The 24,347-nt window shown below is 59.3% G+C and carries 20 protein-coding genes and 1 pseudogene; 13 read left to right on the plus strand and 8 right to left on the minus strand.

The annotated features are described in order from the left end of the window. Window positions 1-98: 98 nt before the first annotated feature. On the minus strand, window positions 99-503 hold the full coding sequence (locus AB4Y87_RS03975) for a hypothetical protein (RefSeq protein ID WP_442003139.1): 405 nt from the start codon (window positions 501-503) through the stop codon (window positions 99-101). 378 nt (window positions 504-881) lie between these two features. On the opposite strand from AB4Y87_RS03975, the pseudogene AB4Y87_RS03980 reads away from it, so the two are divergent. Together AB4Y87_RS03980 and AB4Y87_RS03985 are read left to right on the plus strand one after the other, a co-directional pair. Continuing rightward, window positions 882-995 (plus strand): annotated as a pseudogene (locus AB4Y87_RS03980) (hypothetical protein); the annotation flags it as partial. An 87-nt stretch (window positions 996-1,082) separates the two neighbouring features. After that, entirely contained in the window at window positions 1,083-1,952 is an 870-nt protein-coding gene (locus AB4Y87_RS03985; protein ID WP_442003162.1) for a competence protein CoiA family protein, read from the plus strand. Between the two features lie 792 nt (window positions 1,953-2,744). Here the strand turns inward: AB4Y87_RS03985 and AB4Y87_RS03990 are convergent. Beyond that, window positions 2,745-3,059: a hypothetical protein gene (locus tag AB4Y87_RS03990; RefSeq protein WP_442003140.1), complete on the minus strand. Its 315-nt coding sequence runs from the start codon at window positions 3,057-3,059 to the stop codon at window positions 2,745-2,747. A 311-nt stretch (window positions 3,060-3,370) separates the two neighbouring features. Further along, entirely contained in the window at window positions 3,371-4,303 is a 933-nt protein-coding gene (locus tag AB4Y87_RS03995; protein WP_442003141.1) for an HNH endonuclease, read from the minus strand. Between the two features lie 494 nt (window positions 4,304-4,797). On the opposite strand from AB4Y87_RS03995, the gene AB4Y87_RS04000 reads away from it, so the two are divergent. Beyond that, window positions 4,798-6,477 carry an FG-GAP-like repeat-containing protein gene (locus AB4Y87_RS04000; RefSeq protein WP_442003142.1) on the plus strand — a complete coding sequence of 560 codons (1,680 nt, stop codon included), beginning with the start codon at window positions 4,798-4,800 and terminating at the stop codon, window positions 6,475-6,477. Between the two features lie 478 nt (window positions 6,478-6,955). On the opposite strand, the gene AB4Y87_RS04005 is transcribed toward AB4Y87_RS04000, so the two are convergent. Beyond that, entirely contained in the window at window positions 6,956-7,780 is an 825-nt protein-coding gene (locus tag AB4Y87_RS04005) for a FadR/GntR family transcriptional regulator (protein WP_442003143.1), read from the minus strand. A gap of 149 nt (window positions 7,781-7,929) precedes the next feature. Here AB4Y87_RS04005 and AB4Y87_RS04010 point away from each other — a divergent pair, with 149 nt between their 5' ends. The 8 genes from AB4Y87_RS04010 (at window position 7,930) to AB4Y87_RS04045 (ending at window position 16,363) form a co-directional block, all read left to right on the plus strand. After that, window positions 7,930-8,898 (plus strand): ABC transporter substrate-binding protein, encoded by a 969-nt coding sequence (locus AB4Y87_RS04010; RefSeq protein WP_442003144.1) that lies wholly within the window; start codon window positions 7,930-7,932, stop codon window positions 8,896-8,898. Between the two features lie 123 nt (window positions 8,899-9,021). Beyond that, entirely contained in the window at window positions 9,022-9,732 is a 711-nt protein-coding gene (locus tag AB4Y87_RS04015) for an ABC transporter permease (protein WP_442003161.1), read from the plus strand. A gap of 172 nt (window positions 9,733-9,904) precedes the next feature. After that, window positions 9,905-10,609 (plus strand): ABC transporter permease, encoded by a 705-nt coding sequence (locus AB4Y87_RS04020; RefSeq protein WP_442003145.1) that lies wholly within the window; start codon window positions 9,905-9,907, stop codon window positions 10,607-10,609. A 38-nt stretch (window positions 10,610-10,647) separates the two neighbouring features. Continuing rightward, complete coding sequence (locus tag AB4Y87_RS04025) at window positions 10,648-11,478, plus strand: ABC transporter ATP-binding protein (protein WP_442003146.1); 831 nt, start codon at window positions 10,648-10,650, stop codon at window positions 11,476-11,478. 274 nt (window positions 11,479-11,752) lie between these two features. Beyond that, a complete protein-coding gene (locus AB4Y87_RS04030) occupies window positions 11,753-12,457 on the plus strand; it encodes a fumarylacetoacetate hydrolase family protein (protein ID WP_442003147.1) in 705 nt (234 codons plus the stop codon). Next, on the plus strand, window positions 12,454-13,863 hold the full coding sequence (locus AB4Y87_RS04035) for an FAD-binding oxidoreductase (protein WP_442003148.1): 1,410 nt from the start codon (window positions 12,454-12,456) through the stop codon (window positions 13,861-13,863). Before AB4Y87_RS04030 ends, AB4Y87_RS04035 begins: the two co-directional genes overlap by 4 nt. 3 nt (window positions 13,864-13,866) lie before the next feature. Then, the gene (locus AB4Y87_RS04040) at window positions 13,867-14,340 is read left to right on the plus strand and encodes a VOC family protein (RefSeq protein WP_442003149.1); all 474 of its coding nucleotides are present in this window, start codon (window positions 13,867-13,869) and stop codon (window positions 14,338-14,340) included. A gap of 349 nt (window positions 14,341-14,689) precedes the next feature. Further along, on the plus strand, window positions 14,690-16,363 hold the full coding sequence (locus AB4Y87_RS04045) for a thiamine pyrophosphate-binding protein (RefSeq protein ID WP_442003150.1): 1,674 nt from the start codon (window positions 14,690-14,692) through the stop codon (window positions 16,361-16,363). Between the two features lie 151 nt (window positions 16,364-16,514). Here AB4Y87_RS04045 and AB4Y87_RS04050 read toward each other — a convergent pair whose 3' ends face one another. Beyond that, on the minus strand, window positions 16,515-16,829 hold the full coding sequence (locus tag AB4Y87_RS04050; RefSeq protein ID WP_442003151.1) for a hypothetical protein: 315 nt from the start codon (window positions 16,827-16,829) through the stop codon (window positions 16,515-16,517). A gap of 488 nt (window positions 16,830-17,317) precedes the next feature. Between AB4Y87_RS04050 and AB4Y87_RS04055 the strand changes: the two genes are divergently transcribed. Next, window positions 17,318-18,094 carry a GAF and ANTAR domain-containing protein gene (locus AB4Y87_RS04055; RefSeq protein ID WP_442003152.1) on the plus strand — a complete coding sequence of 259 codons (777 nt, stop codon included), beginning with the start codon at window positions 17,318-17,320 and terminating at the stop codon, window positions 18,092-18,094. Window positions 18,095-20,623: 2,529 nt separating this feature from the next. Here the strand turns inward: AB4Y87_RS04055 and AB4Y87_RS04060 are convergent. The 3 genes from AB4Y87_RS04060 to AB4Y87_RS04070 all read right to left on the minus strand — a co-directional run bounded on the left by AB4Y87_RS04060 (window position 20,624) and on the right by AB4Y87_RS04070 (window position 23,305). Further along, window positions 20,624-21,502 carry an NAD(P)-dependent oxidoreductase gene (locus AB4Y87_RS04060; protein WP_442003153.1) on the minus strand — a complete coding sequence of 293 codons (879 nt, stop codon included), beginning with the start codon at window positions 21,500-21,502 and terminating at the stop codon, window positions 20,624-20,626. A gap of 67 nt (window positions 21,503-21,569) precedes the next feature. Then, the gene (locus AB4Y87_RS04065) at window positions 21,570-21,992 is read right to left on the minus strand and encodes a nuclear transport factor 2 family protein (protein WP_442003154.1); all 423 of its coding nucleotides are present in this window, start codon (window positions 21,990-21,992) and stop codon (window positions 21,570-21,572) included. Beyond that, complete coding sequence (locus AB4Y87_RS04070; protein WP_442003155.1) at window positions 21,989-23,305, minus strand: flavin monoamine oxidase family protein; 1,317 nt, start codon at window positions 23,303-23,305, stop codon at window positions 21,989-21,991. Before AB4Y87_RS04070 ends, AB4Y87_RS04065 begins: the two co-directional genes overlap by 4 nt. A 475-nt stretch (window positions 23,306-23,780) precedes the next feature. Between AB4Y87_RS04070 and AB4Y87_RS04075 the strand changes: the two genes are divergently transcribed. Continuing rightward, window positions 23,781-24,347, plus strand: a 567-nt coding sequence (locus AB4Y87_RS04075) for a GMC family oxidoreductase N-terminal domain-containing protein (RefSeq protein ID WP_442003156.1), incomplete at its 3' end; no start/stop codon positions are given.

The following is a 24,347-nucleotide window of genomic DNA, read 5'->3' on the forward strand; positions in this document are numbered from 1 at the left end:
CCTACATGATTATGGTCGGCGGAGCCACGGCGAACACCTGCGCCGCGAAGGGGGCGGCGCAGCTCAATCAACATTGCTGGCTCAAGTCAGCCGGCTCGTTATTGTTTCTTCGCTGCGGAGCGGCACGTCTTCGAGTCGGCACCTATTGGAATAGCGAAAGCGTTAATCTTCGTCGAAAGGGCTTCGATCTTTTCCCCGGTAGCCTGCAGGGCAACTGCATCCCGGTCGAATGCGCCCTGGATGCTCTCCTTAATCAGGGGAATCTGCTCGTTCTTCAACAGCGTGACCAGCTGCTCATACTTGTCAAGCGCGTCGATGCAGGCCGACGGTGTCACCCCCACGAACTTAGTCGGCGGAGGACTAGCTGTAACCGTCGCGGTGGCCGTGACAGTGTTGGTTACGGGGGGAGCTGGCTCCGCTGCTGCGCAGCCGCCCATCATTACGGCCGCGCCCGCCAAGAGCACTCCGGTTGCGATCCGGTTCATGATTTCCCCATTTCTCATCGTGGATATTTTTCGCCAGCTATGCAGACGTGCCGTCCCACTTGAACGCGATAATAGGACGATGGTCCCCGAAATACCCTAGGATTTACGGCTCCTGATGCAATCCTTGGCACACCCTGAGCAAATCTTGATGTAACCCCATGCGGCCATCAAAATTCATCCGGTCCTGGGAAAACGGATGGGCCAATTTGCAGCTCCACGAGAGTGAATACTTCGCAGCAGCAGCTCATTTCGTTTTCATTGTCGGTGCTCTGCGTTATTGTTCCGCGCATGAGTAGCCCATCGGCCCCGGAAGACCGGGACATATATGCAGTCCTCGGCTCGCCGGAATCCCGTGTGCCGGTTCGTGCTCCGGCTGACCCTGTCCAGGCTCTACGCATGAGGGCAGTGAACACTTTTTACTGTTCCACGCTGTTGGGTGGCTGTGGCGGAGAGCTGATTTTCGCCATCGGAGATGTCAACGTTCCCCATTTCCGGCATCAAAGGGGTAGCGTCTGCTCATTGACAGCGTCGCAATCAGTTGCTGACAGGTACAAGCATTTGGCGATGCAGGAGGCGTTAAGGTCTCGGATTGAAAGCATGCCGGGCTTCACCTGTCGCTTGGAGGCGACCATCGAAAGTGGGCGCACGGATGTCCTGGCAACGGGGCCCTCATTTGCTGTGGCACTGGAAGTCCAACGTTCCCGGTTGCATGAGCGTAGGGCAACGGAACGCACTCTTGTCTACGCCCAGGGGGCCGATGCCGTGGACTGGCTTTATGCAGACAGAGACATTGACGCCCACAAAGCTGAACTGGCCAACCGTGGATGGAGTCTTCGGATCTGGTACGGCTGGGCGAAGCGTGAATGCCGCATTGGCGTCCGCTACGAGAGCAACATCGACCCCGAACTTGAGTACAAAGAAATCTGTGGTCCGCTTGCGGATTGGGAAATAACGTCGCGGGGCTTGGACTCTGAACACTTGCGCACAGCACGAGCAACCGTGACAGGCGGGCGGGAAGCATTGCGCCAGAAGATTAATCAGGAGGCCTCCGCGGCGGCGCGGCGGGCCGCTATCAAGGCTGAAAAGGAAGCCGCGGCACGACTGCAGGAGGCAACGCGTCAGCGGAACGCCCGGGCTCAGCTCTTGAATCAGCTTCAGCAAACTCCAGACGGACTTGAAGAAAAGTGGCCTACAAGCTGGCCGGAACTGCAAGGCAGTCCTAAGCAAGTGCATTGGGCTGAAGAACTGCGTGCCCGAGTGATTGGATGGTTCCTCGAAGAGCTTGAGAAGGGCTGGCTGGACGAGAACCGAGGCATACCCGTGGCAAGATGGCTCGCTTTGCAGACACAAGCCAAGTTTTGGATCGAGATCTGCGGTCATCACGAGGAATTGGTGGACGTCCTGCACTGGTATGAGGACCTCTTTGGCCGCCCCATTGACCGTTTTCCCGGTTCAGGTCAGACATGAGGCCGGCGTTCCAGCACGAAAATACCGCAGGCCTCGGAGGACCCCTAAGAGGGCGACAGGCGCAGCATTCGAACCACCTGCAACGTGCCAGTATCATCTCCTCATGTCCCCAGCATCAAAGAAGCGCACTTGGCGCTCAGCAGCCAAAGCTTACGAAAACGCCAAAGGCCTCGGCCCCCTGGTCCCTGTGGATCCAGCGTCCCTCCGCACTGACGGTTCACCACAGATCGGACCGGGCCAGGTGTATGTGACCCGCACGGGAGAAGTCTTCCATCCGGCATGGTGCCTGGCGGTTGGCACTGCTTGGGATAGCAAACCCGCTGGGCTCCTTGTCATAGCAGAATCCAATGTTGGCGGTCGCCGACCATGCAAAAGCTGTGAAGAGCCCCTCCAGAGGTGAAGCCGCGTTAGAGGAGTCATGGCACCCGACTTCACCGGTCCTCAGACAGACCCAGCGTGCGTAGATTCCAGGTATTGAGAAGTTTCTCCTGACGCGCGGCGCACCCCACGGATAAAGTTGACTATATATCGATGGGTGTTTGGAAATGGCCCTTCTCCAGATTTGAGACCGCCATTGGCCAGGCCCAAGGCCGCTCGTGAGAATCGCAGAAGCATGCAGCGTATTCCAATCAAGGAACTCGGTCCGTCAACGCTCATCGGAGCGGGAGCAATGGCTCTTCTCATCGTCATTGGTGTCGTTTCCAACTCGTTCCTCTTGTGGCTGGGTATCATCTTCTTCATTCTGATGCTGTCCGGTTTGTATACGCTCGTCACCGGTAGGCGGTCTTGGATTCACCTGCCCGGTCGCGGAGGAGGCGGAATACTGCTCGCAGCAGGAACGATCGCCTGGGTGGCGTCGTGGGCGGCGTTCGGCGCCACGATACCGAACAGGCAGGCGTTTACGCCGCAGCCAGCGTCAACTTCAGCAGCGGCACCGACCACTGACAGCGCTGCCGTTTCTCCTTCGGCGACTGCAACCGCCACTCCCACGGTTTCACCCTCTGCAACTGCAGCTGCAGTTGCAACACCGAGCGCCACGCCGGCGCCGCCATCGGCTACGGAAACCGCGAGGACCGCTGACTCCCCATCCGCCAATGCGCCGACCAATCCCACATCTTTGACAGCACCCTTTGGGCAAGTGATTACTTTTCCGAGCGGCTTCTCAGTCAAGATGTCCTATCTTGGGCGCTTTTCACCCGGGTGCTGACCGGGCAAGCCGCAATTCCGCAGGGAGGCCACCCGGACTACGTCAATTTGGGTATTCCACTTCAAGGAAGTCGGCGCTGGAAACCTTGCACATCCAGGGCACCCCACCGGGCAGTTTTGCGGGCGGATCTTTCGTCGAACGAGTGAGCCTCGTTCGACTCGCTTCCGTAGTCGGTGCGCACTTAGCTTTGGGTGTTCAGATGAGGGACCGGCTATCGGGCAGTGGTGACCTCGCTCGCAAGGCGTCGCAGAAGGTAGTCTGCCTGTGGCTCGTCGCGCGTTGGCATCGCCAGACGCCGGCCATCGAAGGGCTCCAGTGCATTCTTTAGCGCTTGGTCATCGCCAACCTTCACCCAGTCGATCCGAACAACGTAATCCGTTCCGATGTGGAGAAATCCCGCGTCGAACGCACGGTCCACGAAGGTTGACAGGCAGATTCCGTTACTCGGGTCGAGCCTGATCCCTGGTGCCTTACTCCACGGCACGATGTGCGATGCGACCAGGAACTCTCGCGTCGAGATGCCTGTGATAGCGCAGTGCCCGTTGTAATTGCCCTTGACCGCTTCGGCGAATGCTCTTTGCGCACTGCCGCGAGTCTTGGCGGGGACGATCTGGTCGTACACAGCATAATCGCCTCGCGCGATCTGGTCGGCAAAGCGTGCGACCTCGTTTGGCTCGAACTCGCCCGCCTCGGCGATTGCGTCATCGCCTGTGATCGTTCCTCCCTGCTCGATCGACTCGATATAGGCGAGGATCTCATCTGTTGCGCGCTGTCGGCCTTGCACGCGCCGGCCACGCAATCCGTACCGTTCAAGCACGGTGCCCTTCAGCTGAGCACGCTGTTCGTCGCTGAACACCGTCATTCGCTTGAGTCGCATCCAGCTGCGGCGCTGCTTGCGCTCGATCATCTCCTTCTCGTTTACCCAATAGTCCCGGTCGTCGATGTCCGGCTGTGGAAGGCCGACCGCCGTCACGGAGCACTTGATGCCGATCGCCGAAATCGGCCTCGTGATGTACAGGTATACGACGTCGCCGAGGGCGATGTGCGCCGACTGCGTCTCACTCCAGTTCACCTCCTCGAGTTCTCGGAAGGCATCCTCGCTCCTATAGGTGGCGTGCTTCGAGGCGACGATCCAGACGGTCATGAGGAACAGGGTAACGCGTCGACGCCCGAGTTACGGCCCTCTGCCAGTACCTCGAAACAGAGTTCATGTATCCCTACAGGGTTCTCATGATCCCGTTCCCGGGTAAGAGCTCGAGGGGCGTTTTCGGCTTAGTTGATGAGCTCGACCTCCAGCGCGTGGACGATGATCTATGTGGGCATGATGCTGCTCAGTGCGATCGGTGGCTCGATTAGCCACAGCGGTCAGTAGGAGATGCCGGGTGCGTGGATCGCGGCCTGCTCAGCCGTTGAGGGTGGCCGGAGAATCGTCAAAGTTCCAGGAAGTGGCCCACGACTGAGAGAATACTTCGCTGGTCATGACAGGCATCGGAATGCGGACAGAGCCCGATATAAAACGGGCAGCGAAGACGCCGATATTTCCCCGATGAATGTCCAGACGACTTGCCGGAAAGCGGTGCTGGACATATTGTCTGAGCAGGATGAATCGGTGCGAAATCCTTGGGGGAATGATGTCGCATGATGTTGGCTAGGCATCTGGCTCGTATCAGCATTGCTCTGGTTATCACCCTCTCTTTCTCTGCCGCTGCTGTCTGGGGCAGTAACGTCGCCGTGGCCGCTCCGGAAGTGAGCGACTGGCTCGAGGTTGGCAACTCCGCGTCCGCGGTTGCCTACGACCCGACGACACGGACTCTCTTTGTGGGAGCCGACGGAGCCATCTCCGTTATGAAGGACAGTGTCACGGTGGGCCAGATCGCCGTGGCTGCAAAGACTATGTCGGTAAACCCTCTGACGCACACGCTGTACGCCCTCGACTCAACACACAACACTGTCACGGTCATCAACGGAACAACCGTGACGGCCACCATTGGGGTTCCTGAGGGGTCTCAGGACCTGGCACTGGACCCCGGTACCGGAAAGGTCTACATCGCCAACGGAATGGCGGGTGTGACCGTCATTGAGGGCGATAAAGTCACTGGCACGATCACCTTGAAGGATGAAGGATACGTGTGGTCGATCGCCGTGGACACCTCCACGCACGCCGTGTACGCAGGCAACTATTCCAAGTCCACGGTTTCGCTCATTGTCGATGGCGCCGTCACGAAAACCATCCCGGCCGCCAGCGGCTGGTCAATTGCTGTCGATTCGGTAACCCATGACGTCTACGTTCCCAGCGAGTTCAACAAGAAAGTCCTAGTGATCAACGACGGCGCGGTCGTGCGCACGATTGATGTTCCGTTGTATCCCCGGGATGTTGCGGTGGATTCTTCAACCCACACCGCGTACGTGACAAGCCCGGGTCCCCACCTGGTGTCCGTAGTTCATGGCAGCGAGGTGTCCTCTGTTGTTTCGTTCCACAAACCAGGTCGACCCGTGGTGGATCCGGTATCACACTCTGTCTATGTCCCCTCGCCGGTCGGCGCGGTGGCTGTCATCCGGGACCCTTCAAACCGGGACTTCAGCTCGGACGGTCGAACGGACGTGGTGGCCCGTGACGGCAACGGTGCGCTTTGGCTGTACCCCACGAATGGTTCAAGCGGCTGGCTTGCCCCTGAACGCGTGGGCCAGGGCTGGAACGCCATGACAGCCATCATCGCCGGTGGTGACTTCAACACCGACGGCCGCGCGGACCTGCTGGCCCGCGACATTTCTGGGTTGCTGTGGTTGTATCCGGGGGATGGGGATGGCGGCTGGCTTCCGCGCATCCAGGTCGGGCAAGGCTGGCAGGCTATGACGGCCCTTTTAGGTGCGGGGGACTTCGACGGCGACGGCTTCCCCGACCTCCTGGCCCGGGACCCCGGCGGTGTGCTGTGGCTATATCCAGGCGACGGGACCGGCGGCTGGTTCCCTAGGATCAAGGTCGGTCAGGAGTGGAACGGCATGACGACGGTCCTTGGCGCGGGTGACCTGAACGCGGACGAGGAACCTGATGTCCTGGCCAGGGATTCGGCAGGGCTGCTGTGGGTGTACCCCGGCGACGGTGCCGGTGGTTGGCTGCAGCGGTTCCAGTCGGGGCAGGGCTGGAACGTCATGGACGCCATCACGGTGCCCGGTGACTTTACGGGTGACGGTAGGCCGGACGTGCTCGCAAGGGATATTGACGGCCTGCTGTGGCTCTATCCGGAAGCCGGTGACTACGGCTGGATGCCACGCGTCCAAGTAGGGCAGGGCTGGAACGTCATGAACCCCCTTGTCTAGAGCCACCCCTTACATTCCCAGAACCTGTCCCGGGCGTAGGCAAGCGATGGTGGAAATGGTCAGAGCCTATGAGCACCCAATCCAATGGTGTTGGGATGCTTGCAGAACGGCTATTTCCTGAATTGACAGAAAAGTGTAGTCATCGGTCGCGGAGCTATAGAAGATGGGCGTTGAACAGGCGGCTGCGCTGCCAGTAGCGCCGAATGGCTTGGTAGAGCTACCGTCAGACGCGCAGCCCGAAGAGCAGCCCTATGGGGCAGTTCGGCCAGTCTCGTAATGAAGGACATCGTTGCGTTGCAAGGTGAACAATTTGTCGGCGACGTCCTGGGCCAAAGATTCGTCGCAGGATATGGAAAGAAACGCGGCGACGTGCCATCAAGGATGCATCCAAGTTTGGCGAGTTCAGTGGCCACCGGCTGCCCTTCGGATTACACCGCTCCGGATAGGGCCACTCGAGAGGAGGCCCCTTTGAGTGGTCCTACCTTTTTGTGATGAGGGAGGAAATAAGGGAAGCAAACCTTTCATCCGAAAGCTTTGATCCAGACCCTGTTTCGAGGGAACTTGTCTCCAAGAGATCAATGGCGCCCGCGTGGTACTTGCGTACAGCTTGAACGACAGCATCGTGATTCTTCTGGGAAATGGCCTGTATTATGGCCTTTCTGTCTTCGTAGGCGTTTCCGGTTAGGGTCCGCCAGAACTGCGCGTCGTCCGGAAACAGGTCGCTCTCTATGCGATCGAGAAGCTGGATGAGAAACCCTCCGAAGACTCTCAGGAGTGGCTCGTGGGCGCATTCCAGCAGTGCAGTGAGGAAGGACACGACTCCGTCCAATATCTCACGGGAAGTGGAACCGCGGGCCACTGCATTGTTTGCTTCGCTGAGCGCATGGAGGTTCTCGGGAGTTGCTCGTTCCGCAGCCCTGGAGGCGGCTTGCTCGTTGATGAGCGATAGAAGCCGAAGCACTTCACTGATTTGCACACCCTCCATTTGCATGGCGGTGATCAGCGACGACCTAACAAGGGCGCCGGTGTCTTCGACCACATAGGTGCCGCTTCCATGGCGAACCTCCACGAGGCCCATTACTGCCAGCGCGCGGATGGCCTCCCGAATAGTGGACGGGCTTACGCCATAGGTGCCGGCCAGGTCCCGCTCAGTCGGCAAGCGCGCTCCCTTACTGATCTTCCCAGTTGCGATAAGCCCGCGCAGTTCTTCGACAATTCGTTCCGCGGTGTTGGTGCTTCTTAGGGTGCTGGCACCTGACAGGTTGACAGCTGGTGGACGCGAGGCCGCTCTCGAGGTAGGCATGGTGCAAGAATAGCGCACCCAGTCACCCAGTGACTTAAGCAACATGATCAAGTACGGTAGGTGTCAAAGTCACCCAGTGACCTTGACACCTTGATTGTCCATGAGGATACTTGAGGCCAACTTGAAAAACACGATGGAGTGTGCATTCGATGAAAAAAATGGTTCTTTCGACGTCCCTGGCCGCGTTGGCCCTTTTTGCAGTCTCGGCTTGCGGGGCAGATCCGGCGCCGACCGCGACCCAGGCGGGAGGTCCAACCTCCATAACCGTAGGGGTGAGCCCATCCACAGCTTCGGCAGCCGTATATCTTGCCGCTGAGCAGGAATTCAAGGAGCAGGGCCTCGACGTCAAGACGGCCACTATCCAGTCTGGGGCTGAGGCGATTCCCCGTCTGCTGAATGGAGAGTTGGCCTTCGCCCTGGGTGACGCCGCCGGCACCATGACAGCAGCAGCAAACGGAGTAGGCATAGTGGCTTCCGGTGTTGCCACGACTTCGCCCTCAGATCCTGGCAAGGACTATTCAGGCATCGTCGCTGACGACCCTGCGATCACCAACGTAAAGGCCCTTGAGGGGAAAACGGTTGCGGTAAACCAGTTGAAAGGCATTTCCGAACTCACGGCTCGTGCTGCCATAGACAACCAAGGTGGAAACTCAGCAGCTGTCCAATTCGTAGAATTGCCTTTTCCGCAGATGACCGAGGCCGTAGCTACAGGCAAGGTCAGCGCTGCGCTCTTGGTTGAGCCCTTCTTGTCCGGAGCTAAGGCCAAAGGTCTCCACGTAGTCATAGCGCCGCAAGCATACGCAGTCGCCGACCTGCCGTCGACCATCTTCGTCTCGTCGTCGCAGTTTGCCTCGACCAACCCCGAAGTTGTTAAGAAATTTCAGGCTGCCATGAGCAAGGCATCGACTCGAGCGAATGCTGACGCAGCTGACACACGCCGGATCACGGCCACTTACACCAAAATTGCCCCGGAAGTCCTGAATGTCATCACGCTGCCCATCTATGCCGAAGATGCAGCCGACACTTCGGGAATGCGGACACTGGCAGGGCTCATGAATAAGTACAAGCTTCTGGACAATCAGCCAGACCTCAACACTCTCCTGCTCGGCGGGAAATAGGGCTGGAGGCCAGGCATGGTTCTGAAGAATTCGAGTAGAACAAGGACGTCCTTGTCCATAGGGCGCGGTCAGGGCGTCGAGCGGAGAAGGCCCGTCCTGAGAGCTCTTGCATTCGCCCTCTTTATGGGTCTTTGGGAGGTGCAAGCCCTGAGGTTCGGGCCCGGGATTGTTCCTTCACCGGCGGAGGTCGGTACGGCTCTGGTCCGGCTCCTGCCCGAGCAGGATTTCTGGGCCGCCGTGTGGGCGACAATCAGTGGCTCCATTATTGGACTAGCTATTGCTGCAGTTCTGGCAGTTCCTCTCGGGATGTTGGTAGGCGCGAGTCCCTTCTTGGGGGCCAGCACACGCCTTTCCGTAGATTTTCTCCGGACAATCCCACCAGTCACACTCATTCCCCTGATCGTTCTCCTATATGGCCCAAGCACTTGGATGAAGATTGTCCTCATTGTTTTTGGCTGCATATGGCCGCTCTTTGTGCAAGCTACGTACGCCATACGCGAAGTGGACCCTGTTCTTCGTGATTTCGCGCGTGCTTTCCGCTTACGGACACGGTTCCTGTGGCTGAATGTTCTGCTGCCCAGTTCGGCGCCGTTTCTGTTGACAGGGTTTCGAATTGCCAGCACGATCGCGCTGCTGCTGGCGGTCGCCGCTGAACTCATCGGGAATGCACCTGGAATCGGGCGTGAGATCACCTTGGCACAAATGGGCGCGCAAGTACCTACGGCTTACGCCTACGTCGTGATCGCCGCGCTTCTCGGTGTCGCGGTCAACCTTGGGACGGGCCTCGGTCAGCGCAAGGCTCTCTTTTGGCATCCGTCTGTACGTGGAAGGTGAGAGAACCATCATGACAAATAGGACGGAGCGAGGTTTTCTTAGGGCAATGAAGGGCCTATTGCTCGAGCTTTGGCTACCTGTGATCGCGGTGGCTCTCTGGCTGGCGATTAGTGCATCCAGCAAGTCGCCCTTCTTTCCGCCTTTGCAGACGATCCTAACGAAGGCAGTAAAAGTGTGGATCACAGATTCACGCCTCACAAGTGACCTGGTCCCCAGCCTCCTGAATCTCCTGATGGGCTATGGGATCGCTGTCCTTGCAGGAGTCCTGATCGGCACAGCTTTAGGGCTGATGCCCATGGTTCTTGAGGCGATAGAACCCGAGCTGGAATTTCTGCGCGCGGTTCCTGCCGTTGCAATACTGCCGATCGCGATCATATCTATGGGTCTCGGGGACGACATGAGAATTGCTGTCATCGCCTTCGGGGCGGTGTGGCCAGTCCTGCTCAATACCATCGCGGGCATCCGCGCGCTCGATCCCGTAGTGAAAGATATGAGCACAGCGTTCTCGCTTTCAGCTGCAACGAGACTGTTCGTCGTGCGCCTTCCGTCTGCTGCTCCGCAAATCTTCGCTGGTGCGCGAACAGCGCTCTCGATAGCAGTGGTTCTGATAGTCGTCAGCGAAATGACAGGGGCCCACCGCGGCGTCGGATACTTCATTTTGGCGGCCCAAAGGAACTACGCCATCACGGACATGTGGACCGGGATGCTGGTCCTCGGGATCCTCGGCTACTTGCTGAATCTTGCCTTCAGAATTCTTGAAGGCCGCCTGTTGCACTGGCACCCCAGCTATCGAACGCAAAACCAGTCGCGGGGAAAGGTTGTGTCGCCAAAGACTGCACTTAGCCAGCAGGCCACGACAGGAGCTGTCACCTTGTGAATCAGACAAAAGCTACCAGACCGATCGGAATTGAAGCCGTGAGTACATCGAACAGCACCAATGAGGCCGCTATTGTCAAAGCGGCGAAAACTGAGAGTAGGGATAGCGTCAACGCCGTCATCGAAGCTGTGAACCTTGGGCATTCCTACAATACTTCCGTGGGAAGCGCCGAAATCCTTGGCTCTGTTGAATTTTCAGTGCTGCCAGGGGAATTTGTTTGCATCGTCGGTCCATCGGGCGTAGGCAAAACAACTCTTTTGCGTTGCCTGTCGGGTCTGCAGCAACCGACGGCCGGCCACGTTGCGGTTGACGGCATCCCACTCGCTGGTCCATCGACAGCAATCAGTCTCGTCTTCCAGGACTACAGTCGCTCCCTGCTGCCCTGGCTGAGTGTCATCGACAACGTGACGCTTCCGCTGAAGGGCAGGGTCTCCAAGGGTGAACGGCGGGCAAGGGCGGAAAAAGCCCTGCGGGAAGTGGGGCTTCGGGAGGCCTCCAATCGCTACCCCTGGCAGCTTTCGGGGGGGATGCAACAGCGAGTAGCGATCGCCCGTGCCCTCGTATTCGAACCGAGAGTAATGCTCATGGATGAGCCCTTTGCCTCGGTTGACGCACAAACACGAGAAACTCTCGAAGACCTGGTACTTCGGATCAGGGAAGACCAGGGGCAGGCAGTTGTCCTGATAACGCATGACATCGACGAAGCAATCTACCTCGCTGATCGGGTGATCGTCTTGGGGGGCCGGCCTGCCAATGTTCGCGCCAATCTTTCGATTCCACTTGGCTCCTCCCGCACCCAGCTCCAAACCAAGGCCCGCCCCGAGTTCGCTGAACTCAGGGCCCATGTACACAGGCTCATCGGAGGCTAGATGCTGCACACGTCGAAAGTGTATCCCGGGGCACGCATAGCTAATTTGAGCCGAATGTTTAATGAAAGAGTGTGAATTCCCAATGAGGTTGGTTAAATACCTGCATAACAACAAAATACGTCTGGGCGTCAGAGTCGATGATGGACTCGTTGCTGATAGCGGCTTCGCCGACCTCAGACAATTTCTGGAGGCCCCTGCCGCGCGCAGGTCCGAAATCCTAACTGAGGCCTCAGGTCATGGCGGCCCTGTCCGTCCGGAAAAACTCCTCGCACCAGTGGCGGAACGCTGCCAGATCATTTACACCGGGGGAAACTACGCAAGCCATCTTGCGGAAGTCGCCCACCTTGTAACGCCCAAAGAACCGGTCTTCTTCCCCGGTCTATGGTCCTCCGTAATAGGCCCAGGCGATCCCATCGCCATCCCAGAACCGGATAGCACCGTTGATTACGAGGTTGAACTCGCGTTTGTGATCTCGAAGACCGCCAGTAAGGTCAAAGCTTCCGAAGCATGGGACTACGTGTACGGCTACACTCTCGTAAATGACGTGAGCGCGCGAGACGTCATGCAGCGCGAGGCCATGCAAATCATGCTCTGCAAGAGTCCCGATACCTTTTGCCCGGTGGGCCCGGAAATAGTAAGTCGCGACGAGATCGCCGACGTTTATGGGCTTCGGATCACCTCTACGGTCAACGGCGTCCTAAAACAGGACTCGACAACCGGCACCATGCTCACGAGAATCCCGGAGCTGCTGGAATTCCTGTCCCGGACGGTCACTCTTCAACCCGGCGATGTCGTTACAACAGGAACACCTGGCGGAGCAGGTGCCTTCCGTAACCCGCCTGAGTTTATGTCCCCCGGAGACACTGTCACAGTCGCGGTCGAACAAATTGGTGAACTTACCAACCCGCTGGTAGCGGGGTGGCTCCAGGAAGAAGGCAACCGAGCCCAGGAACACGAAGCAGAAGGAATACATTCATGACCACACGAACCCTGGCAGCAAGCCTTTCGAAGTATTTCGGTGAACGGTTCCTTACACCAGAGGACCGGCGCTACGACTCCGCGCGAAAAGTGTGGAACGGCATGGTCGATAAACGACCGCTTGGGCTGGTCAAATGTGCCGACGGACGAGACGTGTCAATAGCGCTGACCGAGTCCGTGGCAGCCGGAGTGCCCATTTCAATTCTCGCCGGAGGACATCAGATTGCCGGCGGCGCCGTTGTAGAGGATGGCGTTGTCCTTGACCTTAGCGCCATGCGTTCGGTGAATGTAGACAGACAAAGTTCCAACGTGTCAGTGGGTGGAGGTGCACTGCTGGGCGACCTCGACCGTGCTGCATCCAGGTACGGTCTCGCCGTCCCGGCAGGCGTTGTCTCCCACACGGGAGTGGGGGGACTGACCCTGGGCGGGGGCATTGGATGGCTCTCGCGAAGTAGGGGACTCACCTGTGACCGGCTCCTCTCTGCTCGCGTCATTGACGGTACGGGCCGGGAGAGGTTGGCCAGCAGCACCGAGAATCCCGACCTCTTTTGGGCCATGCGGGGAGGCGGTGGGAACTTTGGTGTTGTCACAGAATTCACCTACGAAGCCGCGCCGATTGGGTGGGTGACGTTTGGAACGCGGACGGTGGGTCTGCAGCAGGCGAGAGCCGCGCTAATCGAATTTGGGAGCCGCGCCGAAACGCTCCCCCGAGAACTTCAAGTCATGGTCAAAGTACAAAAAGCGCTGAGCCAGTCGGGTCCAAATCACCGGCGAGGTGAACCCGTGGTCACGTTTGAATGGATGTGGTCCGGGGACCCAGTTGACGCTTTCTCAGCGCAGGAAACGCTCGGAGTGCAACACTTCGGGTCAGCCCAGGTGGCCCGCCAACGGTTCGCGGAAGTTCAAAGCCACCAAGACCACAGGTACCCCCATGGCTTCAGATACTTCCTCAAACCCGGTCACTTCAACGCGCTGACAGCCGAGGTTGCGGACGCCATGCTCAAAGCAGCCGAATCAATGCCGAGTGAAGACGCTCAAATTGAGGTTCTCCTGCTCGGAGGGGCAATTGACGATGTACCCGAAAGCGAAACGGCCTACCCCAAGCGGTCAGCACGCTTCGCCTACAACGTCACAGCCGGGTGGGAAAGTGACCTACTCGACCAGGAACATATCGGATGGTGCCGTTCGACACACCAATCCCTCAACCGTTTGGCAGCCGAAGGCGCCTACATCAACTTCCTCGGTGCTGATGAAGTTGTAGATCTGTCAAGCATATTTGGGGCAGCGAAATATGCCCGGCTCCGCGAGGTCAAAGCACATTACGACCCCGGCCAGATCTTCCAGCCAATGGTGCCAATACCCCCAGGTGATCGCCCCGTCGCCGCGACAAATTCAGGAACCAGGTAAGTGATGACAAACGATATAAAAGCATCCGAAGTAGCTCTCGCTGGCATCCACCACCTGAAGATTCCGGTTACCAATCTCCAGACGAGCTTGAAATGGTACGAGGAGATCCTCGGAGCTAAACGACGCGCAGAATTTGATCACTTCGACCGGGAAGGGAATCTCTTTGCCTACATCGTTACGATCCCGGGCATCGATACATACTTTGAACTTCGCTTGGCCCCCAAAATCGCGGAGCGCATGAAAGGGTTTGACCCGACAGTCCTCAGCGTTGGGACCCTCAAGGACCTTGAACTGTGGGAACAGCACCTGAACCAACATGGAGTAGCAAATTCGTCTGTCCTCCGCGGCATCCTCGGCTGGCTGCTCGTCTGTCATGATCCCGACGGGCTGGCTATCCGTTTCTACACTTTGGAAACCCATGAGTTCGACGCTGCAGGATCCGACATGGATTCTCCCTGGGTGGTCTACCCGGAATAAGGTTCGGCGCCGTTCCTCTCCGCACGGCATGTAGAAGCTGCCACGCCGTGAGGAGCGGTGCGCTTTTCGCTTCTCTGGCCCCGGCCGCCGCCCTATTCTTGGGAACACGGTTCCGCCGGAAGGCCACAGGGAAGGCATCCCACGTTCAAAGGCAAGCGCCAGGGATGCGCGGCGACGCACTCACCCCCGGACGGACACCCCTGCATCATCTGGTCGGGGCACCATTTCCACGTCAACACCACGGCGGACGGCCAAAACCCCAGTCACCTTAGGCGGTCATTGCGGCATCCGCAGCGCAGCCACCGCATATCCCTCTCACACCGGGCGAAGGCCCACGATAGGAAATCGCATGACAACGCCCACCCCACCCACCGCCAGCCCGACGGTGTCCACAGCAATCGCGGACGTCGTGGCCGAGCGCGCCGGCCATCTGTTCGGCCTAATGGGCAACGGGAACGCCCACCTCATCAGCCACCTCACCAGCCGGGGATTCCCCTTCACCTCTGGACGCCACGAGGCTGCCACCGTCGCGATGGCCGACGCGTACTACCGCGCCGGAGGCCAGATTGGGGCGGCGACCACGACCTACGGGGCCGGGTTCACCAACGCCTACACGGCACTGGCCGAGGCTAGGCTCGCCCGAGTACCAATGGTGCTCATCGTCGGGGACGCGCCAAGCACCGGGCCGCGGTCGTTCGACATCGACCAAGTCACAGCGGCAGAAGCGGTAGGAGTTGTCACGCTCGTGGCGCACCCCGAAAACGCGGTACTAGTTGCTCACCGCGCTTTCGACCTCGCGCTGCGCACCGTCCAACCCGTGGTCCTCGCCATCCCCTACGACCTGGCCACCGAACCCTTGGAGGAGCAGACCCACCTCGAACCTTTGCCAGCCAAGCCCGTCTGGAATGCGTCCGGGAAGGAGCTCGACCGGGTCGCCGCCATCCTGCGCAACGCTAAGCGTCCGCTCCTGCTGGCCGGCCGAGGGGTGCTGCTCGGAGACGCGGTCGGCCCGTTCCAAGAGCTTGGGGACCGGCTGGGGGCCATGTTCATGACCTCCGTAATGGCCGTCAACATCGTCGACAGCCCATGGAACCTCGGCATCGCCGGAGGCTTCGCCCGCGAGCACCGCCTCGACCTCGCCCGACAGGCCGACGTCGTGCTCGTCGCCGGAGCCTCAATGAACTCCTTCCAGCACCGCTACGGGACCCTCTTCGGACCCGACACGCGCGTCGTCCGCATCGACAACGAGCCCTCCAGCGATCACCCACACGTCGACAAGTACATCCGCGCCGACCTTGCACCCTTTCTCGAAGCACTAAGGGGCCGCATACCAACCGTCAACGAGCACCAGACGTGGCGACATGCCGCGACCGAGGTCGCGGAGGACGAGTTCCGCTCGATCGGGCCCTACGAGGACCCGGAAGAGTTCGGCCCCGACGGACGCCTCAACCCCCGCACCGTGGTCGCTGCCCTGGAGGGCATCCTCCCCGCCGAGAGGTCAATCGTCATGGACGGCGGGCACTTCATGGGATGGGCCCCCATGTACCTCTCCGTCCCCGACCCCCAAGCAATGGTCCTGGTGGGAACCGCCTTCCAATCTATCGGCCTCGGCTTCTCCTCCGCGCCCGGAGTCTCAATAGCCCACCCCGAACGGACCACCGTCTTCATTACCGGCGACGGCGGAGGTCTCATGGGACTGGCAGACTTCGAAACCTTCATCCGGACCACCCGCAGAGGCGTGGTCATCGCCCTCAACGACGCCGCTTACGGAGCCGAACTCCACCAGTACGCTTCCAAAGGCCTCGACCCGACCGCGATGCTAATCGATGAAGTCGACTTCTCCGCCATCGGCCGCGCTCTCGGCGCAGACGGCCACAAGGCGATGACCCTCGCAGACCTGAAGATCCTCCAGGATTGGCTCGCCGGACACGACAGAGGCGTGTTCGTGCTTGACGTCGCCATATCCCGGGAAATCGTCGTCGAATGGATGTCCGCCTCCCTCGCAGTCAAACAGGCCCTCTAGACCGGGGCTCCGAAAGGCCAGCCTGCAGCTGTACGGGCGGCCGAACTTTGATGAAGGGGATCATCCTTACCGGCGCCAGGAGGGGATCGGCGGGAGCCGCTGTGAAGTAAGAGCTGCTCCGGGACGGGCTGGCGGTAAATGTCACCTCGTACTAGCTGATGGACTCGAGTTGCCAGTGTTCAGCCAAGGGCTCACGGCGAAGCATGAACGTATGTAGCTCTGCATTGGCTCCAGATGGTCGTGCTGGCACGTGCCAGTACTCGACGCTGACGACGTCCCCGGTTCCAACGGCCACCCGCGTACGGTGTTCCCACCAAGCGTCCCTGGTGAACCAGTGTGCTGTGTGGATGTCCGGATCGACCATCCAGATCCGGCCGTCGTACCTGATCGCCAGTGGTGTTCCGTCGGGGCTGAACCGGACAGCGACTTCGTGGCCGGTCGTGGGTGTTTCAGGCGCAATAGTCATGGTGGTTTTCCTTTCTGATGGTGAGCTGCCGGTCAGGCGGCTTTGACGAGGGGGAGCTCGTCCCAGTGAGTGGTGTGGCGTTACGCGCCTCAAGCCAACGAGTTGTTCAAGATAACCACGTGCACCTCTTGAATGGCCCGCAGTTCAGCGTTCTATAGAAGCGCACGGATGAGCGGCTGGCCCACGTTCAAGTACTGGTCTGTTTGCTCCACGGTGAGGAACCGTGCTGGCTGGGTGTCTTTTCGGGCATGAGGAAAATGCCACGACAGCGCCAATGTCCGTGAATCACGGTTGATCTCGCCCTTACTAGGGGCCCGAAGCAAGGGTCGCTGGGGATCCAGTTCCGGACGTACACCTGTTGAAATGTACTTCGAAGGCTTCGCCGCCCATTTAACCCGCCCGCCATGTTCCGCGCAGCCTGCCCGCAGGTGTTCCTGTCTGTGGCGCACGTGATGACGCGAACGATGAACGTTCCTAGCATTGGGCTCATGGACTCTACAGGAAATCCCGAGCACATCCGCGGGCTGCACGATTTGGTTGCCGGCACTGCTGATATCAAGGGGATCCTTGATGGGGTGACCCTCTTTGCCGCGAACGCGATGAGCCTCGTGGCCGGTGAGCCCTTCGATTGTGCCCTGACGCTTCGGCGCCGCAAACGGACCGCGACGGTTGCGGGCAGCAGCGAGAAGGCAGTACTCCTGGACCGAATAGAGCAGAACCTGCGCCAAGGGCCGTGCCTTGAAGCACTTGATGTGGGCCATGCGGTGCTGCTGGCCGATGTGGAAACAGACACCAAGTGGCCCAAATACAGCGAAGCGCTGGCCATTGCGGATTGCCACAGTGGCTTGGGCGTCCCCATGGACTTGGGAGAAACTTCCGAGGCGGTGCTGAACTTCTTCGCACCCACCGCCGGGCTCTTCACACGGGAGGTCATCAGCGAAGCCACCGCGTTAGCGGATGTGGCTGGCAGCACGCTGCGCCTGGCCATCCGGATCGAAAGCACCGAACGCCTTAACGCTGACTTGAAGGCCGCCATGGCCAACAGGACCGTCATCGATCTTGCTTGCGGAGTGATCATGGCCCAGAACCGCTGCACTCAAGACGAAGCATTCAAAATGCTGACCCAGGCGTCCAGCCACCGGAATCAGAAACTCAACGCGGTCGCCGCCGAGATCATCGCCAACGTCACCGGAGTATTGACGCCCCGCTGCACTTCGAAGACTGAGAATTCTGCCCGCTACAGCTGTTCGTGGCGTTTGAGCTGAATATCTTGCTAAACCGTACAGCTCAACGAACTTCGGATCGACTCACGGACATCCACGAGTTAGCGGATTTCGTGTCCTTCAAAGGGCGATATCGCGTCTTGGGGACGCAATTCGGACGTACACGCCTTTACCCAAAGGATGCCGAAATGACCTACCCGCGGTCGACGTCGGCTTCGGCCTCGACCACGAGGGGTCCCACCAGTGTCAGGCGTACGCGGCCTTTGCCTTGGTGAATCTGTTCAGTGAGGTTTCGCTGATCTCTGCGGGCGATGGGTGCCCTGGCTCCGCGGGGCGGAGCTGGCGGCCCTGTTCACGCCCTCGCTGTGTTGAGAGGGCAGTGGATCGGCTTTGTCATGATGCTCGTGGTCTTCTCCACCATGTTAACAATGAAGGAGGTGCTGCCATCGTGCTGGATGTTTCATCGTTCTGCCGGGCGGAGTGTTGCCGGATTTTGGTTTGTTCGACACATCGGTGTGAGTCGTGCCCTGCAGGCCGCCGCCTCATCCCGGCAGGAGGCTCCAAGCGGGCGAAAATGCTGAGACTTAGCAGGCGGTCTCTAGTGTGTGCCGGCTCCCATTTTGCTGGTGCCGGTCCGAATGCGCATAGCAGCGTCGGGTCCTTTTCTTCGGTGGCGATGGAGCAAAAAAGAAGTGTGAACAATGTCCACACTTTCCGCTCCGGATTGGCCCGTACAGCCGACGGACTGCCCCGGATTCCGCATGTTTTCAAGAGTTCCCAGTGTTCCCAAGGCCTGGAATCCCGTTCGAGTCCCACCTCGGGCACGGCATACCCCCTCGTCAGAGGGGGTTTTTGCTTTAACGTGTGTACATTCTGGGTGGTCAGGTCCCTCTGACACTGGCCGCGGGGTGTGCCTGGCGCCGCGGGTCGCCTGTTTGGTTGTGGGGGAGCGGGTTCAGGGTCGTGGCTGGTTGGCCCTCCGCTTGCTGTGAGCTGGGGTTATGTGTTCCTCTCTTGGTGCGTCTGGTCGGTCGTGGTTGGCCTACACCTCTTCATGGGTAGGGGTACTGAGCACAGCATGACTTCGCGATCCTTCGTCAAAGTTCTTGGTTTAGGCTCGTTCCTGGCGTGAGAAGGCCGGGCCGGTCGGTACTTTGTCAGGCCAAAGTGGGTGTGGACAAAGTCCACACTTAAATCTTCTTTACTGTGACTGCTTGCGGCCATTGGCTCATCCCTCCTTTCGTCTTCATCTACTCATTCATGTGAGTGGCCATAGCGACATGACGCGTTCAAAAAGGCACGGCTTTCATGCGCGTCAACGTGGTTTTAGACGAGGCCCGACTCCTGTGCCGTTCGGACATGAGCGCTCAGTCGACGCGATGCACAGTGTTGCCTGGGTTATTGTGGGCGCACTCATTTATCCAGAGGTGTGAAAGGAGCGGCGGCACGGTCGTTGGCGTCAGGGCATCTAACTAGTGTCGATGCAGGAGCCTGTCCGCTATTAACGCGGCCTATGGACAGGAGCAGCAAACCAAACAACTGCCGATATAGGTGCATTCGGTTTCGACGGGCCATTGGCTGAGCCTCTAGTGCCGGGCCACATGTGCCATAGTCTGTGGTGCATATGCATATATGTGACGCAGTCCCAGGCTCTGGGCGGTTAGGTACGTTCTTGGCCTGATCGTAGCGAGACTGTCTTCACGATCGCCACGGCTTTTCCCTTCCCGCCTGATCCTCCTGAGGCTCGGCGGCCCCGTATATATATCGGGAGTTGGTCTGGACTGCTGGACCATCAGGCAGTGGGGCAGCGTTGGAAGGCAGGGGGAAGCCTCGCAGTCGGCGTTTGCGGGGCTAGAGGAATGTCGCTGCAATTGAGCGCGTGAGTCGCGATTGCGCAGCAGGCTTGTTGCGCAATCGTTCAAGTCGCCTCGCCTCTTGAGGGTGGAGGCGTCCCTGCCCCCTCTAAACCCTCAAGCAACTAGGCCAAAGGCCGAGAAGCACCCTTCCGTCAGCCTGAGCTAGGGGAGAGGCGCCTATGCTCAGTGAGCAGCAGACAATTGAAGTTGAAGCCAGCTCCGTCCAGGAAGCCCTACCACATTTGGCTGCCCTCGTGCCTGGGGCTGGGAACTTCGACAGAACCGGACCGAGAAGTAAGGACGAACCCGACGCGAGTCTGCGGGAGACTCAAGCGTGGGGTCCCGTAGCTGCTCCGCAAAATGGGGGGAGATGCGGAGACGCCGCCACGACCGTAGACATGCACCCGCTGCAGCAGCGAATCGAATCCCTTTCGTTGCTAACCGAATGAGAATTCCCTTTTGGCTTCCCCCTGCTTCCCGCCCCTTAACGGCTTCCATTCGTCAGACTGCCGACATGGTCCGGGATGTGTGCGGCGGCCGAAGTCGCTAGGACACCTTCGGCGCTAGCATATCCAGGAGCGCGTCGCCAGAGTGTGGGGCCGTGTTGCCCGTTCGCGCTGACTAGGACAGGGCTTCCCGCTCTTCATCCGATAGTCCCAAGGGGCCTGAGGCCACCTAACGCTAGCGATACCCCCCTTAGCAATACGGACAGGATTCAGGTCGCATTAAACTCAGCGGCGGTCCGGGACATGATGCGCAGGAGCGCGCCGACTTCGAGGTGGCTGAGTCCCAGCTGGGCCGCTGAGTCGAAATAGGAGCTCACCGCATCAGTAAGGCGGTGCTCGATGTCGGCAGCTGTGAAAGCCTGCGCCACTGAGGCCAGCGCCGCAGAGTGCACCGCGTTTGACGCTTCGGATCCGATAAAGTCCTGCCGTTCGATCTGGTCAACGGACGCATCTATCGTCGAACCGGCAAGGCCGAGCGGAATTCGTACCAGAGGAGCCATGACGTCGGCTGAAATACCTAACCGATCAGCGTAGGCCACCGCCTCAAGGAACGACAAGACACTGGCGTAAAAAATCGATCCGAGAGCCAGAGCTAAAGCGTTGGCTTGCGCGAGGTCTGAACCCACGTAGTGAATTGGGCCAAGCGACGCTAGGAGGGAGCGAACTTCCTCGATAGACCCTGTTGGACCTGAATACAGTATGTCCCCCTCGGGGTGCCCGATGGCTTCGGGTCGGCACAGCACGCCACCTTCTACGTAGCGACCGCCCCGCGTCGACACCAACTCGGCAAGTTCGCGAGCCTCATCTGTCGTTCCCCAGGTGAGGTTGATCACAGTGCGCTCCGTTAGGTCGAGCTGATCAGCCATAGCGTTCTTCAGAGCGCGATAGTCCAAGACTGAGGCGATGACCACAGGAGCACCCAAGATGGCACTCGTCGGGGTAGGCGCCACTTCCGCGCCCTCGTTCGCCAAAGGCTCGCACCTCGTCGCGGTTCGGTTCCACACCAGGACACTTCGACCGTCGGCGAGTAACGCCCGGGCGACTGCAGCCCCCATGTTGCCCATCCCCAGCACAGCTACGTCGGCCATCGGGTTACCTCGATTTCTTGTGGTCTTGCGTGTCGTTAGGAGAATCGCGGATGCGGGTTTAGGCCCGTCAGCTGACCAGCTTAGGAGCTGACGAGAGCTGGGATTCGAATTCGCTGCGATCCCAGTAGAAGCGCTCATGGACGATCCTGCCCTGACTGAACGTCTCGACGACGCAATAGCGCATCACGACGTCGTGGATATCCGAAGGGGATCCAGCATCGGGCGAATACTTAGCGTTCACCTCTAGCTCGGCAAAGACCCGGTTACTGCTCGTCGCAACAGAAGCGATCGTGACCTGGACTTCCGATAGGTGAGCGAAATACTCGGTCAGGAACCTCCGGATCTCAGAGCTCCCAACCCACAGCGAATCCGGCTCGCTCATGTCTTGAAGTACGGCTTTATCATCAAAGGAAGTCATCAACATGTCGATGTCCATCTGGCCGTATGCAGCCATTTGAGTCTTGAACAGCTGGAGATTCGTGTCGTTCAACTGGTACTCCTCATATGAGACAGGGTTTCACTTATCTTGTCGGCGGCTGCCCGCCCACTGTTGATGGCGCCGTCGATCCAGTTACGCCACACGGAATCGTCGAGATCGGTACCCGCGAATACAACACGTCCGTCCGGCGTATTCATGACGCGTACGAACTCCAGGGCTTGTCCCGGTGGGTCGACGCGGTAGCCGCCGCGGAAAAGTGGGTCGGCGCACCAGTCGTGAGCATCAACGGCGAGGACCTCGGCGTCGGGGAAGTACTCTCGAACCGCCACCTCTGCCTCCTCGCGCGAGAGCGGGTCCGAAAGCGATTTGTCGTCGCCGAAGGCAACCATGACGCAGGAGCCGTCCTCGCACTCATAGCCGAGAATGAGGGAATGGAGCCTGCCCGATCCGAGCGTGAATGACCGGCGAGGAATGTTTCTCACTAGGAAGGAGCCTTTGTACGCGCGGCCGAGGTGATCCTCGGCAAGAAGTTCCACTTTGCGCGGACCGAGCTGCGGTGAGAACTCCACCTGGCGAAGGACGTTAGTCGGAATCGCCATCACGCAAGCCTTGGCGTGGATCACCTCTCCGCTTTTTGTCCGGACAGTGACGCCGTGGTCGTTCTGATGCACCTGCGTGACAAGATGGTCAAGCCGTACCTCAAGGCCACTGGTGTCGATCATTTTCTCTAAGAGCACGCCTGCGCCGCCAACAAAGCGCTCACTGAGGCCGGTGTAGAACCCCACGGGGCTGTGACCGAATCCAGCGGTCTGTGCAATGGCGCCGAACACCGAAACGGCACGTGGGTCCGCGCCGGAGTACCAAGCAATGAGCGCATAGAACAGATCAGTCGTTGCAGGACCGAGGTCCATCCCGTGGATGAACGCCTCGACTGAGATGTCGAGGTCATTCAGGGGCTGCTGGCTGAGCGGCTGGCTGGGAGCGATGCGCCTGGACGCGTCCCGCAAGCGCATGAATGCGCGCTCAAGATCGGGCAATTCTGACATTGGCACCGGAAACGGGCGGCGGATGCCATCCGTGATGAACGCTGCATTCTCTGCTGGGACATCGGTCTTGACCTGGACGCCGTATCGAGCGATTTCTCGACGAATGTTGGGTTGGAGAGCGCGACTGATCCAACTGCCCCCGAGCTCGACCGTTAAGTGCTCCTGTCCCTTAAAAGTTCGCGCGTAAGTCCGACCGCCAACCCTGGTGCCGCCTTCCAGTATCACGACTGAATGACCGCGCTCGGCAAGGTCCCGGGCCGCCACGATACCGCTGAAGCCGGCGCCAACGACCACGACGTCTTGCGTTCTCGCCATCATGCATTCCTCCTAGCATTTTTGCCTCTAGGCCCCCATAGAGCGCGGGCTTCCCCAGCCACTGTCGGCGGGGCCGGCCGCGAATTGCGGGTAGACATCTAAATCCTGCCCGGCCGTCGTGCTGACAGTCATGCAAGTTTTTCCAATGCAACGCAGCCAGTGTCGGTATCGTCACGATTGTTGCCACGATACGAGACTCGGAGTCGACTGCGTCCGTCTACTCCGGTCTCGGATGATAATCCCTGTTCTTAGCCGCCGTTCGAGACGCGGAATACCGGCCCAAGCTCCCATCGGAACCGCCCTTCTGAAAAGTTGCGGCCGGAAGGTGGTGGTCTGTTGGTATGTCATGGCTCACAAGTTGCCGTGGGGTAGTTCGTAATCTTCCTCACCTAGCCCCTGGCTGTGTTATTTGGGGAAGGATGTTGGCAAGGCCTTGGCGTTCAGTCGAACGACGCCATCTACCAAGTGAGGATAAACAGTGAAGCTTGACGCTTATGACTACATCATTGTTGGGGGAGGTTCGGCAGGTTGTGTCCTCGCGAACCGTTTGAGCGAGGATCCGCAAAATCGGGTGTTGGTTCTTGAGGCTGGTCATAGGTATTCCTTGTTTGATGTGCCGGTGCGGGTGCCTGCGGCTTTCCTCTTCCTCATGGGCCACCCTTTCTATGACTGGCGTACCAAGTCCGAGCCTGAGACGGGGCTTAAGGGTCGTCGAATTGACCATTATCACGGCAGGGTCATGGGGGGAAGCAGCTCGATTAACGGGATGTTTTATCAGCGCGCCAATCCACTCGTCTACGAGCGCTGGGCCCGGCAGACCGGAACCGAAGAATGGGACTACGCTCACGTTCTTCCGTACTTTAAGCGGATCGAGACGTTCAAGGGCTCGGATCCAACCGGTGCGTACCGAGGTCGATCGGGACCTATTCCAGTTAATCAGCATCATCACAACGGATCGCGAAACCCGTTGTTCGATGCGCTCTTTGAAGCGGCCGAGCAATCGGGCTACGAACTCGTCAACAACGTCAACGGCTACCGCCAAGAG

The sequence above is a fragment of the Paenarthrobacter sp. RAF54_2 genome, from assembly GCF_052113945.1.
Classification (GTDB): Bacteria; Actinomycetota; Actinomycetes; order Actinomycetales; family Micrococcaceae; genus Arthrobacter.